Annotated in this window: 11 protein-coding genes; 4 read left to right on the top strand and 7 right to left on the bottom strand. The window is 64.2% G+C overall.

The annotated features are described in order from the left end of the window. Positions 1 to 34 precede the first annotated feature (34 nt). The gene (locus AC0Z35_RS02020) at positions 35 to 1,354 is read right to left on the bottom strand and encodes a ParB/Srx family N-terminal domain-containing protein (RefSeq protein WP_485131498.1); all 1,320 of its coding nucleotides are present in this window, start codon (positions 1,352 to 1,354) and stop codon (positions 35 to 37) included. Between the two features lie 220 nt (positions 1,355 to 1,574). Between AC0Z35_RS02020 and AC0Z35_RS02015 the strand changes: the two genes are divergently transcribed. Further along, complete coding sequence (locus tag AC0Z35_RS02015; RefSeq protein WP_485131657.1) at positions 1,575 to 2,204, top strand: ankyrin repeat domain-containing protein; 630 nt, start codon at positions 1,575 to 1,577, stop codon at positions 2,202 to 2,204. Between the two features lie 173 nt (positions 2,205 to 2,377). On the opposite strand, the gene AC0Z35_RS02010 is transcribed toward AC0Z35_RS02015, so the two are convergent. After that, positions 2,378 to 3,484, bottom strand: a complete 1,107-nt coding sequence (locus tag AC0Z35_RS02010) for a porin (RefSeq protein WP_314361897.1) — start codon at positions 3,482 to 3,484, stop codon at positions 2,378 to 2,380. Between the two features lie 267 nt (positions 3,485 to 3,751). On the opposite strand from AC0Z35_RS02010, the gene AC0Z35_RS02005 reads away from it, so the two are divergent. The 3 genes from AC0Z35_RS02005 (at position 3,752) to AC0Z35_RS01995 (ending at position 7,138) form a co-directional block, all read left to right on the top strand. Further along, complete coding sequence (locus AC0Z35_RS02005) at positions 3,752 to 4,405, top strand: NUDIX hydrolase (RefSeq protein ID WP_314361896.1); 654 nt, start codon at positions 3,752 to 3,754, stop codon at positions 4,403 to 4,405. A 116-nt stretch (positions 4,406 to 4,521) separates the two neighbouring features. Then, on the top strand, positions 4,522 to 5,430 hold the full coding sequence (locus AC0Z35_RS02000; protein WP_485131499.1) for a phosphoribosyltransferase family protein: 909 nt from the start codon (positions 4,522 to 4,524) through the stop codon (positions 5,428 to 5,430). 13 nt (positions 5,431 to 5,443) lie between these two features. Continuing rightward, positions 5,444 to 7,138 (top strand): nicotinate phosphoribosyltransferase, encoded by a 1,695-nt coding sequence (locus AC0Z35_RS01995; RefSeq protein WP_104142231.1) that lies wholly within the window; start codon positions 5,444 to 5,446, stop codon positions 7,136 to 7,138. A 79-nt stretch (positions 7,139 to 7,217) separates the two neighbouring features. Here AC0Z35_RS01995 and AC0Z35_RS01990 read toward each other — a convergent pair whose 3' ends face one another. The 5 genes from AC0Z35_RS01990 to cyoA all read right to left on the bottom strand — a co-directional run bounded on the left by AC0Z35_RS01990 (position 7,218) and on the right by cyoA (position 12,201). Continuing rightward, the gene (locus AC0Z35_RS01990; protein ID WP_104142233.1) at positions 7,218 to 7,997 is read right to left on the bottom strand and encodes an SURF1 family protein; all 780 of its coding nucleotides are present in this window, start codon (positions 7,995 to 7,997) and stop codon (positions 7,218 to 7,220) included. Beyond that, a complete protein-coding gene (cyoD, locus tag AC0Z35_RS01985) occupies positions 7,997 to 8,446 on the bottom strand; it encodes a cytochrome o ubiquinol oxidase subunit IV (protein WP_255444709.1) in 450 nt (149 codons plus the stop codon). The genes AC0Z35_RS01990 and cyoD overlap by 1 nt, the downstream gene beginning before the upstream one ends. Then, a complete protein-coding gene (gene cyoC / locus AC0Z35_RS01980; RefSeq protein ID WP_046806793.1) occupies positions 8,443 to 9,084 on the bottom strand; it encodes a cytochrome o ubiquinol oxidase subunit III in 642 nt (213 codons plus the stop codon). Before cyoC ends, cyoD begins: the two co-directional genes overlap by 4 nt. Beyond that, the gene (gene cyoB / locus AC0Z35_RS01975) at positions 9,077 to 11,080 is read right to left on the bottom strand and encodes a cytochrome o ubiquinol oxidase subunit I (RefSeq protein ID WP_046806792.1); all 2,004 of its coding nucleotides are present in this window, start codon (positions 11,078 to 11,080) and stop codon (positions 9,077 to 9,079) included. The genes cyoC and cyoB overlap by 8 nt, the downstream gene beginning before the upstream one ends. Positions 11,081 to 11,157: 77 nt before the next feature. After that, positions 11,158 to 12,201, bottom strand: coding sequence for a ubiquinol oxidase subunit II (gene cyoA / locus AC0Z35_RS01970; protein WP_046806791.1), 1,044 nt, complete (start codon positions 12,199 to 12,201; stop codon positions 11,158 to 11,160). Between the last annotated feature and the right edge of the window lie 12 nt (positions 12,202 to 12,213).

Below are 12,213 nucleotides of genomic sequence, written 5' to 3'. Positions count from 1 at the left end.
GACGCACAAGATACTCGAATCGCGCAAAAAAAGCCTACCAGCCCCAGCACGTGCCGGCCGCCGGTTTGCCGCAATTGCGGTAATTCACCGCAAACCACAGCTTGCCGGCGTTGCGCGGCGAGCCGTCGGTCTTGACGTCTACGCGCGGCAGTTCTTCCAGCGTGTCGCGTTGGCTCTTGATGGAGACGCCCGCGGCCACGTTGGCGGCCAAGGGGATGCGCCCCAGCGTCTGCGCTTGCCGGTCGTCGAACACAATATCGGTGTCGGCCAGCGCGCCCATTTTCAACGAGGCGTCGCGAACGGCGGCGGCATAGCTGTCGTTGGCGCCGCCGGGAACCAGCGTCGAACTCAGCGTGCTGACCGCCAGGATCTGCGCGGGCGTGGCGGGCGTGGCCATCTTGTATTGGTCCAGCGCCGGCAGTTGCCCGGCCGCTACCTGGCGACGCAGCCAGTCGCCCCACAGAAACTCCGCGAACTCGGGCAGGTTGCCGTTCTGGTAGGCGATGTCGCGGGTGAAGTACACCAGCGAGCGATAGCGGTCTTCCTGCATGCCGCCGGCTTCGTCGGCGCTGGCCAGACCCAGGCGGCTGGGTAATTGGTCGACGGTGATGGGCTGGTTCTCGCCATCGCGCAGCCACGCCCGGCGTTCGTCGACCATGCGTTGCCAGAATGCGGCGGCGGTCGGCAGGCTGCTGTAGTTGGCATCCACCTTGACCCAGACAGGCAGCTTCGGGCCGCCATCGAATATCTCGCGCAATGACGAGAACGTGTGATGGCCGTCGGTCAGGTACAGGTTGCCGTCCCAGCCCACCACCACGGTTTTCAGGTTTTCCGGATGCGTGCCCGGTGCGTCCTTGCACGCGAAAGTGGCGGGCTGATCCAGCCGCGCGGCGCGGGCCGCAGCCAGGTCGGCGAATTTTTCGGCGCGTTCCACACCGCCCATGTCCTCGCAGTAGTCGTCAAACTTCTTGCCGACGGTGCGATCCAGGTAGTCCAGCTGGCGGGCGTCGTCGCCGGCCCACGAGCGGTTGAAGTCGCCTTGCCAACGGCCCAGCTTGTAGTAGATCTGGTCGTAGCCGATGGCAGCCTGCGTAGGGCGCAGGGCGTCGATGGTGACCTGGATGACGTCGCCGGCCTTGGCGTTCAGGTAGGCGGTGTTGCGCGCGGGGACGTCGGGGTCCGGGGTGGGGTCGACGACGGGCGCCGGGTCGACAGCGGGCGGCGCGCTGACGATGGGCGAGGCGGGCGCGTCGTCGCTGCCGTTGCAGGCGGCCAGGGCCAGCGGCAGCAATGCCACGGCCAGCAGGCGAGCAAGAGGTTTCAAGGGCAGGCGGGAAGCAAATTCGAGGGTCATGGGCGGGCCGTATTGCGGCGATCTAAAGGTATCCAATCATGACGGCGGCGTGTTTCCCCCGTATTGCACCGGCCATGACACGCCATCGATTTCCCATTCGCCAGGGGCTTGTCCATAATCGGTCCTCGATTCAGACGGGAGGATACCGGCAATGGCAACGATCAAACACTGGCGGGCCTGTTTCGTATTGGCGCTAAGCACGTTGGGCGCCGTTGGGGCGATGGGCGCGGCCAGCGGCGAGGCGCGCGCCGCGGTGGACCCGACGGCGCAATTGCGCGAGGCCGCCGCCTTGGGCCAGGCAGCGCGCGTGCGGGAATTGTTGGACCAAGGCGTGCCGCCGGACGGGCGCGACGCGCAAGGCAACACGGCGTTGCTGCGCGCCACGCAGGGCAACCACGTGGAGGCGGCGCGCGTGCTGATCGAAGCCGGCGCGGACGTGAACGCGCAAAACGGCATGCAGGACAGCGCCTACCTGCTGGCGGGCGCGCAAGGCTATCGGGAAATTCTTGAACTGACTTTGCGCTACGGCGCGGACTTGCAAAGCACCAACCGCTACGGCGGCACCGCGTTGATTCCCGCCTGCGAACGCGGGCATGTGGAAGTGGTCAGGACGCTGCTACAAGCGGGCGCCAAGCCCGATCACGTCAATCGGCTGGGATGGACGGGCCTGCTGGAAGCCATCATTCTGGGTGACGGCGGCCCCCGGCATCAGGCGATCGTGGCCATGCTGATCGGGGCGGGCGCCGACGTGAACCTGGCGGATCGGGAGGGCGTGACGCCGTTGCGGCACGCGCGTCAGAAGGGGCAGGCCGAAATCGTTGCCCAGCTGGAACGCGCGGGGGCGCGATAGGCGGATGAAGCGCCGGGGGGCGCGGCAGGCGAAACGCAGGCAGCGCCTGCCAGGCCAACGCAAAAAGCGGGGCGCGTCCCATCGGACTCGCCCCGCTTTTTATCGGGCTGGCGAACTGGCGTGTTATCGCGCTATCGCGCTATCGCCTTTCGCCTGGCCGTGTCATGCGTGCCTTAGAACTGATGGCGCACGCCCACGCCGGCGGCCGTGCTCTTCAGGCCGTCGATGAACGCGTAGTCCGTGCCGTACGAACCATAGGCATACAGGTTGGTGCGCTTGGACAGGTCGTAGGTGTAGCCCACGCTGTACACGTTCATGTTGGCGTCGCCGCCGGTCAGCTTGTCGTTGGACGGGGCCACGTGCTGCCACGAGGCGAACACGCTGCTGGCGCCGCCCACGGGCAGGGTCGCGCCCAGCATGTAGGCGTTGGCCTTGAAGCCGTTGACGAAGCGGTTGGTGCCGAATTCATCGCTGAACGGGGTGTCGGCCGGCAGGTCCTGGCCGACGAACCAGCCGTCGGTGGTGCGGCCATAGGCGGCGGCCAGCTTCACCACTTCCAGGTCGTACGACACGCCCAACGCGTATTGGCGCGGCGTGGCGTTGCTGTCGATGTTGCCACGGTTCGAGCCGTTCAACTGGTCGTACGTCAGCGCCACGTTCAGCGGGCCCTGCACGTAGCGCAGGCCGGCCGTGATGCCGCGCGTGTTGTCGGCGGTGCGGAAACCGGTCTGGTCGGCGGTGGTGTCGTCAGCGTTGAACGAATAGCCGATGCCGAATTCAAAGCCGTTCACCGACGGGGTGCGGTACATGACCATGTTGTCCCAGCGCATGGTGTTGGCGGCGCTGAAACCCAGGCCCAGGTTCGACTGGGTGTAGCTGGTGTAGAAGGGGTCGATGTCGGCCAGGTAGTTCGAGCCGATCGTGGCTTGGCGGCCGAAGTCCAGCTGGCCCCAGGCGTCGTTGGCCAGGCCGATGGTGGCTTGGCGGCCGAACAGGCGGCCGGACTGGCCGCGTTGGCCATTGGCGGAATCAAAGCCGCTTTCCAGCTTGAACACGGCGCGCAGGCCGTCGCCCAGATCTTCGGATCCGCGCACGCCCCAACGGGAGCCGGCCTGGATGCCGTTGATCATGCCAAGCTTGCTACCGCTGTAGCCGTCGCCCTTGATCTTGTTGTAGCCAATGCCGGTGTCGATGACACCATAGAGGGTGACTGACGGTTCTGCCTGTGCAATGCCTGTGAAAGCGGTCAGCATCGCAGCGGCGAGCAGCGTCTTTTTCATCCGGGAATCTCCTGGGATTTTTGAGGGGAAAAAACAAAGGGAACACCACGCCAGGCATCAAACCCAGCGGTGTTCCCGGGCGCAAGTGTAGAACATTTACGCTATTTACCTTTGATTGCCTGGGATGTTCCGGCTATTTCGTCTAATCGGGCGGCCCTGCTGGCGGCTCATACTGCGGCCTGATGCTGGCGCCTATGTCGCCCGCCGATTGACCGCGCGCCGTCATAGTGGCATCTTGCCCCGAAGCCTTGATCTGGAAACTGCCCCGTGGACTATCCACAGCCCCTTGTGACCGTTGACGCCGTCCTGCTGACCTTGCGGGCCGGCGGCCTTGAAATTGCCCTGCACCAGCGCGACCGCGCGCCCTTCAAGGGCGCCATGGCGCTGCCGGGCGGCGTGGTGCATGCGGACGAAGACGACAGCACCGAAGCGAGCATCCGCCGGGTCCTGCGCGAAAAAACCGGCTTTGAACCGCGTTACCTGGAACAGCTACAGGTGTTCTCAGGCCCCCAGCGTGACCCCCGCCAGTGGTCCTTGTCCGTGTCATACGTGGCCTTGGTGCCGGTGGCCGAACTGGAAGCGGCGGCGGGGCAGGGCCTGCGCTTTGTCAGCGTGGACGCGTTGCCCGCGCTGGCGTTCGACCACGCCGCCATCGTGGCCGCCGCCGTGGCCCGCCTGCGCGGCAAATCCAGCTACTCGACCTTGCCCTTCTTCCTGCTGCCAGAACGCTTCACCCTGACCGAGCTCCAGCACACCTACGAAGCCATCTTGCAGACGCGGCTGGAAAAATCGAACTTCCGCAGGAAGATGGACGCCTGGGGGGTGCTGGAACCGACGGGCGATTTCGTCACCGGGGCGCAGCGCCCCGCGCGCCTGTACCGCCTGAAAGACTTCGCCCTGTTCGACCGCACAGTCGGATGACCCTGCACGCCAACACCCGCCACGCAACGCGGACTTTCAACGAGATAGTTGCACTCTAACAATAAGTGCGCATATACTTGCCTCACTTAGTTTTGAAACGCCACTAAGGGCCGATCATGTTCACCATCACTGCCGTAGTAGAAGGACAACGCCAAACCGAAACGCCGACCGCGTTTGTGTTTCCCGGCGGCGAAAGCCAGGTCACGGTGCCCGCCGGCTTGCGCGCGGCGGCCGAGGCCGCCACCGAGTTCCGTATCCACGCGCTGCTCAAGTCCGCCAATGACGTCATGCAGCTGCTGATGCTGACCGACGCCTTGCGCCGCCTGAATCCCGCCGTGCCGGTGCATCTGGACATGCCTTACGTGCCCTATGCCCGGCAAGACCGGGTGTGCAATCCGGGCGAGGCCCTGGGCGCGGCCGTCTTCTGCAAGCTGATCAACGACCAGCAATACGCCACCGTCACCATCACCGAACCGCACAGCGACGTTACCCCCGCGCTGTTGCAGCGGGTGCGCGTGGTGGACGCCGCCGCGTTTGTCGGCCGGACGCTGGCGGCACCGGCCTTTGCCAAGGGCGTGACGTTGATGGCGCCCGACGCCGGCGCCCGCAAGCGGGTGCAGGCCCTGGCCAAGAAGCTGGGCGTGGCCGACGTGCGCTACGCCGAAAAAGTGCGCGACCCGCAAACGGGCCGCATCACCGAAACCCGCGTGCCCGACGACGTTCCCGACCAGCCCATCCTGGTGGTGGACGACATCTGCGACGGCGGCCGCACCTTTCTGGAACTGGCGTTGGCGCTTGCCGACAAGACGCGCCAGCCGCTTTACCTGTACGTCACGCATGGCATCTTCAGCCATGGCTTGACGGCTTTGAATGAACGCTATGCCGGCGTGTTCACCGCCTACGACTGGACGTTGACCGATGGCGACGGCGCCCCGGTCTGCGTAGGCCCGGACCGCCCAACGCCTGCATCGCCGTCTTTGGCGCCCAACGCCCAGGCGTGCGCCATCCCCGCGCTTGTGAACTAAGAAGGAAACTGCCATGAATGCTCCCGACACCCTGATCGCCAAGAACGGCATCAACCCCTTCCTGCAAGCGGATTTCTACAAGACTGGCCACCCCTTCCAGTACCCCAAGGGCACCAACAAGATCCTGGCCAACTTCACGCCACGCTCGGCGCGGCTGGCGCCGGTGCTGCCCGAATTGTTCGACGACAAGATCGTCTGGTTCGGCCTGCAAGGCTTTATCAAGGAAATCTTGATCGACCTGTTCAACCGCGAATTCTTCGGCAAGCCGGCCGGCAGCGCGGTGCGCCAATACCAACGTCGCGTGGACAATGCGCTGGGCAAGGGCGCCGTCACCGTCGACCACCTGCAAGCGCTGTATGAACTGGGCTACCTGCCGCTGGAAATCCGCTCGGTGCCCGAAGGCGCCCGCGTCGACATCCGCGTGCCGCCCGTCACCTTCATCAACACGCACCCCGACTTTGCGTGGCTGGTCACCTACATCGAAACCCTGTTCAGCTGCGAATCGTGGAAGCCGTCCACGGTGGCCACCATTGCCTTTGAATACCGCAAGCTGCTGACCTATTTCGCGCGCACCACGGGCAGCCCCATGGACTTCGTGAACTGGCAGGGGCACGACTTTTCCATGCGCGGCATGTCCGGCCTGTACGACGCACGCAAGAGCGGCGCGGGCCACTTGCTGTCGTTCACCGGCACGGACACGATTCCCGCCATCGACTACCTGGAAGACATCTACGGCGCGGATTCCGATCGGGAACTGGTCGGTGGGTCGGTGCCCGCGACGGAACACTCGGTGATGTGCCTGGGCAGCAAGGAAGGCGAGATCGAAACCATCCGCCGCCTGGTCACCCAGGTGTATCCCGGCGGCATCGTGTCGGTGGTGTCCGACACCTGGGACTTCTGGCAGGTGGTGACCGATTTCGCCGCTGCGCTCAAGTCGGAAATTCTGGCGCGCACGCCCGACCCGTACGGCAATGCCAAGGTGGTGTTCCGCCCGGATTCCGGCGACCCGGTGAAGATCCTGACGGGCTATTTCTGCACCGACGTGCCGGCCGTCCAGGATGCGACGGCGCTGGCCGCCGCGCGGCGCGAAGGCTTCGAGGCGGTGCGCGATGCCGCCACCGGCAAGTACTGGCTGCTGGACGATGACGCCCGCGCCGTCCAGCCGCTGCGCGAAGCCGAGGTCAAGGGCGCGGTGCAGTGCCTGTGGGACATTTTCGGTGGTGTGGTGACGGACCGTGGCTACAAGCTGCTGGACCCGCACGTTGGCCTGATCTACGGCGATTCGATCACGCTGGCACGCGGCCGCGACATTCTTGTGCGCCTGGAAAAGAAGGGCTACGCCTCCGGCAACGTGGTGCTGGGCATTGGCTCGTACACGTACCAGTACCTGACGCGCGACACCTTCGGCTGGGCACTGAAAGCCACGTACGCCGAAGTGAACGGCGAACCCGAGGAACTGGTCAAGGACCCGGTCACGGATTCCGGCGTGAAGCGTTCGGCCAAGGGCCTGCTGCGCGTGGACGAGACCGCCACGGGTTATGAACTGCACGACCAGCAGACGCCTGAACAAGCGGCGGGCGGCGCGCTGGTGCCGGTGTTTCGCGACGGCCAGCTGCTGGTGGAACAGGACCTGGCCCAGATCCGGCAGCGGCTGCAAACGTCGTGGGTATGCCCGGAAGCCGGCAGCATTGCGTGGGCCTCGCGCTGAGCCGATAGCGTCGCCCATGAAAAAAGCCGCACGCCCGATTCGGGCAGTGCGGCTTTTTTATTGCCTGAAGAGTCGTTCGTCAGGCCTTGGCCCGCGCGCGCTTGTCTTCACGCACGAAAATCACCACGCCCACGATGATCATCAGCGCCAGCGCGTACCAGGTAATGGCATAGACGAGGTGGTTGTTCGGAAATTCCAGCACGGTCAGCCCGCCGACGGGGGCCTTGGCCGGATCGCGCCCCGGGCTGGACGCCGCGTCGGCATCGATGAAGTAGGGCGCCACGTCCGTCAGGCCGCGCGCGGCGGCAATGGCGGGCAGGTCACGCGAATACCAGAGGTTGGCGGCCGGATCGTTGTTGCGCAAAAAGCCGCTGCCGGGTTCGCCCATGCGCAGCAGGCCCGTCACGCGGCCTTCGGCGGGCGGCGGCGGGTTGGCGCCTTCTGTCTTGCGCCATTGCGGCAGCACAAACCCGCGATTGACCAGCACCGTGCCGCCATCGGCCATTTGCAAGGGCGTCATGACCCAGTAGCCGCTGCCCAGTTCGGTGGCGGCCTGCACCAGCGTCTGGCGGTCGTACTGATACGTGCCGGTGGCGGTGACGTGGCGGTATTCGGCATTGCTTGACGTCAGGCCGCGCCATTCCTGCTTGCCCGGCGCGGGGGCGGTGGGCGCGTGCGCGCGCTGCTTCACCTGCGAGATCAGCTCTTGTTTCCAGGCCAGCCGGTGCACCTGCCAGGTGCCCAGCGCGCAAAGGCCGGCGAACAGGCCGGCAGCAACCACGCCCAGGATGACCAGGGTGGTTTTGCTGCGCGGTTTACGGGGGGTGTCGCGGATAGTGGTGTCTTTTACTGCTGCCATCAGGGCATATTCCGCATGTCGTGTGTGGACATGGGCATCATATTGGAGTTCAAGTGATACATGATCCAGATTGATCCGCTGAGCGTGATTACGACCAGCACCAGCGTGAATATTAACGCCAACATGTTCCAGCCGCTTTCGGACTTGGTGTCCATGTGCAGGAAGTAGATGATGTGGACCACGATCTGCACCACGGCAAATGCCAGGATCACCAGCGCCGTCGTGCGCGAACTGGGAAATACGCGGTTCATGACCAGCCAGAACGGAATGGCGGTCAGGATGGCCGCCAGGATGAAGCCGGTGACATAGCTTTTCAGCGTGCCATGGCCGGCGCCGTCATCGTCGTCGTGGTGGTCATGGCCGCCGCCGTGGCCATGGCCGTGGTCATGCCCGTGGCCGTGGCCATGCAGCCCACGATCAGCCAGGTTGTCCATGTGCGACGTCGTCATGGCAGCACTCCCATCAGGTACACGAAGGTGAACACGCCCACCCAGATCAGGTCCAGGAAGTGCCAGAACATCGACAGGCACATCAGGCGGCGGCGGTTCTCGGGGATCAGGCCATGCATCCGCACCTGGATCATCATCGTCACCAGCCACACGATGCCGAACGTGACGTGCAGCCCGTGCGTGCCCACCAGTGTGAAGAACGCCGACAGGAAGGCGCTGCGCTGCGGCCCCGCGCCCTGGTGGATCAGGTGCGCGAATTCGTAGATTTCCAGCGACAGAAAGCCCAGCCCAAGCAGGCCCGTCACCGCCAGCCACAGCTGCGTGGCGCCGATGCGGTTGCGCCGCATCTCCAGCATGGCAAAGCCGTAGGTAATGGACGACAACAGCAGCAGCGAGGTGTTCACCGCCACCAGCGGCAGGTCGAACAGGTCGGCGCCGGATGGCCCCGCCGCGTAGCTGCGCCCCAGCACGCCGTACGTGGCGAACAGGCACGCGAAGATGAGGCAATCGCTCATCAGGTAGACCCAGAACCCAAGCAGCGTGCCGTTCTTGGGATGATGTTCGCCCGGCACGTAGAACACGGGCTCTTGCGGCGGCGCTGCGCCGCCTTGCAGGGTGGGGGCCAAGGTATCAGACATGATTCGCTAACAACCTCGTGCGGGCGGCCTCTTCGCGCACGACCTCATCGGCCGGCACGTAGTAGTCGCGCTTGTAGTTGAAGGTATGAATGATGGACACCAGGATCAGCGCCACGAAAGACAGCACGGCCAGCGGCCACATGTGCCAGATCAGCGCAAAGCCCATCACCACGCTGATGCCCGCCAGCACGATGCCGGCCCAGGTGTTCTTGGGCATGTGGATGGGGATGAAGCCTTGCTGCGGCCGTTCGTAGCCGTGCTGTTTCATCTGCCACCAGGCGTCCAGGTCATGCACGCGCGGTGTGAAGGCAAAGTTGTATTGCGGCGGCGGCGACGACGTGGACCATTCCAGCGTGCGGCCGTCCCAGGGGTCGCCGGTGAAGTCGCGCAGCTGGTCGCGGCGGCGATAGCTGACGATCAGTTGGATGATGAAGCTGGCGATGCCGCAGGCAATCAGCAAGGCGCCGACCGCCGCGATCTGAAACCAGATTTGCAGCGACATGTCTTCAAAGTGATTCACGCGGCGCGTCACCCCCATCAGGCCCAGCACATACAGCGGCATGAAGGCTACGTAGAAGCCCACCAGCCAGAACCAGAACGAGCACTTGCCCCAGAACGGGTCCAGCTTGTAGCCGAAGGCTTTCGGGAACCAGTAGGTGATGCCGGCCATCAAGCCGAACAGCACGCCGCCGATGATCACGTTATGAAAGTGCGCGATCAGGAACAGGCTGTTGTGCAGCGCGAAGTCAGCGGGCGGCACCGCCAGCAGCACGCCCGTCATGCCGCCGATCACGAAGGTGACCATGAAGCCCAGCGTCCACAGCATGGGGACTTCGAAGCGGATGCGGCCGCGATACATGGTGAACAGCCAGTTGAAGATCTTGGCCCCGGTCGGGATCGAGATGATCATGGTGGTGATCCCGAAGAACGAGTTCACGCTGGCCCCGGACCCCATGGTGAAGAAGTGGTGCAGCCAAACCAGGTACGACAGCACCGTGATCACGACGGTGGCGTACACCATGGACGCATAGCCGAACAGGCGCTTGCGGCAGAACGTGGCCACCACTTCAGAGAAGATGCCGAAGGCCGGCAGGATCAGGATGTAGACCTCGGGGTGGCCCCAGATCCAGATCAGGTTCACGTACATCATGGCGTTGCCGCCGAAGTCCGCCGTGAAAAAGTTGGTGCCCACGTAGCGGTCCATGGACAGCAGCGCCAGCACCGCCGTCAGCACGGGGAAGGCCGCCACGATCAGCACGTTGGTGCACAGCGCGGTCCACGTGAAGATGGGCATGCGCATCATCTTCATGCCGGGCGCGCGCATTTTCACGATGGTGACCAGCAGGTTCACGCCGGATAGCAGGGTTCCCACCCCGGCAATCTGCAACGCCCATATGTAGTAATCGACCCCGACATCCGGACTGTGCAGGATGCCGGACAGCGGGGGATACGCCAGCCAGCCGGTGCGCGCGAATTCCCCCACGAACAGCGACATCATCACCAGGATCACGCCGCCCGTCGTCATCCAGAAACTGAAGTTGTTCAAGAACGGAAAAGCCACGTCGCGCGCGCCGATCTGTAGCGGCACGATGTAGTTCATCAGGCCCGTGACCAGCGGCATGGCCACGAAGAAAATCATGATCACGCCGTGCGCGGTAAAGATCTGGTCGTAGTGGTGCGGCGGCAGATAACCGGTGGAATCGCCGAACGCCACAGCCTGCTGCAAGCGCATCATGATGGCGTCGGCAAAGCCGCGCAGCAGCATGACGATGCCCAGGATCACATACATGATCCCGATTTTCTTGTGGTCGATGCTGGTGAACCATTCATGCCACAGGTAGCCCCACTTCTTGTAGTAGGTGATGGACCCAAGCACCACGATGCCCACGATGGCCACCATGAAAAACGTGGCGATCAGGATGGGCTCGTGGTAGGGGATGGCGTCCCAGGTCAGGCGACCGAAGATCAGCTTGGTGAGGTCTGGTTGATCAGGCATCTTGATTCCAGCGTAAAAACCACGATTTCATGAAACCCTGCGTCATCCGATGTGCGGTGCGGACCGCGCGCATGCCGCTACAACACCAGCCCTTCGGTGGACGTGCACATGGCGCCCACATACTTGCGCGGCTTGGTGTCGGTCAGGCCCAGCCGTTCGCGCGTTTGCGCGTCCAGCGTGGTGACGTTGAGCGCGCCCGGTATGCCCATGCCGCCTTGCGCGTCGATGGCCATGGCGTCTTTCATGCACATGCGGTTGCCTTCGACGCAGCGGTTCACAATGGCGTCGAACAGGCCGGGGGCGACCGAGGCGTAGTGTTGGATGGGGTTGCGTTCGCTGGGCTGCTCAAGCTTCAGGTAGGCATCGCGCGTCAGCCGCTGGGTAGAGGCGCGCGTGTCGGCCACCCACTTGTCAAAGCCCTGCTGGTCCAGCCCATGGAACTTGAAGCGCATGCCCGAGAAGCCCGAGCCGCTGTAGTTGGCCGACAGCCCTTCGTATTCGCCGGGGTGGTTGATGACCGCGTGCAAGGTCGTCTGCATGCCGGGCATGGCGTAGATCTGGCCGGCCAGCGCGGGCACGAAGAATGAATTCATCACCGACGACGAGGTGATCTTGAACTGGATGGGGCGGTCAACGGGCGCCGCCATTTCGTTGACGGCGGCGATGCCTTGTTCGGGGTACAGGAACAGCCACTTCCAGTCCAGCGCCACCACTTCGACCACCAGCGGCTTGGTGCCCGTGGGCACCTCGCGGCCTTCGGACAGGCGGGCAAGCGGGCGGTAGGGATCCAGCTGGTGGGTACTGACCCAGGTCAACGCGCCCAGCGCGATGATGATGAGCAGCGGCGCCGCCCAGATCAGAAGCTCCAGCATGGTGGAGTGGTTCCATTCCGGATCGTAGTGAGCCTCTTTGTTGCTGGCCCGATAGCGCCACGCAAACAGAAAGGTCAGGAAGATCACCGGCACGATGATCAGCAGCATCAAGCCGGTTGAAATGATGATCAGATTACGCTGTTGAAGCGCGACATCGCCCGAGGGCGACAGCAGCACTGCATTGCATCCAGCGAGCAATGGCAGGGCGGTAATCAGGATCAATCCGCGGAGCCTGGTGATGGACAACATAGCCATACCTCG

It is taken from the genome of Achromobacter sp. 1L-A-4-B-C2 (assembly GCF_057291955.1).
This window is presented reverse-complemented; position numbering and strand designations above follow the sequence as displayed.

What these genes read in the sequence shown, in the direction of transcription:
- cyoD (WP_255444709.1), bottom strand. Translation starts at nt 8,446, where the DNA reads ATGACGACGTCGCACATGGACAACCTGGCTGATCGTGGGCTGCATGGC.
- AC0Z35_RS02010 (WP_314361897.1), bottom strand. Translation starts at nt 3,484, where the DNA reads ATGAAAAAGACGCTGCTCGCCGCTGCGATGCTGACCGCTTTCACAGGC.
- AC0Z35_RS02020 (WP_485131498.1), bottom strand. Translation starts at nt 1,354, where the DNA reads ATGACCCTCGAATTTGCTTCCCGCCTGCCCTTGAAACCTCTTGCTCGC.
- AC0Z35_RS01990 (WP_104142233.1), bottom strand. Translation starts at nt 7,997, where the DNA reads ATGGCAGCAGTAAAAGACACCACTATCCGCGACACCCCCCGTAAACCG.
- cyoB (WP_046806792.1), bottom strand. Translation starts at nt 11,080, where the DNA reads ATGCCTGATCAACCAGACCTCACCAAGCTGATCTTCGGTCGCCTGACC.
- AC0Z35_RS01995 (WP_104142231.1), top strand. Translation starts at nt 5,444, where the DNA reads ATGAATGCTCCCGACACCCTGATCGCCAAGAACGGCATCAACCCCTTC.
- AC0Z35_RS02000 (WP_485131499.1), top strand. Translation starts at nt 4,522, where the DNA reads ATGTTCACCATCACTGCCGTAGTAGAAGGACAACGCCAAACCGAAACG.
- cyoC (WP_046806793.1), bottom strand. Translation starts at nt 9,084, where the DNA reads ATGTCTGATACCTTGGCCCCCACCCTGCAAGGCGGCGCAGCGCCGCCG.
- AC0Z35_RS02015 (WP_485131657.1), top strand. Translation starts at nt 1,575, where the DNA reads ATGGGCGCGGCCAGCGGCGAGGCGCGCGCCGCGGTGGACCCGACGGCG.
- cyoA (WP_046806791.1), bottom strand. Translation starts at nt 12,201, where the DNA reads ATGTTGTCCATCACCAGGCTCCGCGGATTGATCCTGATTACCGCCCTG.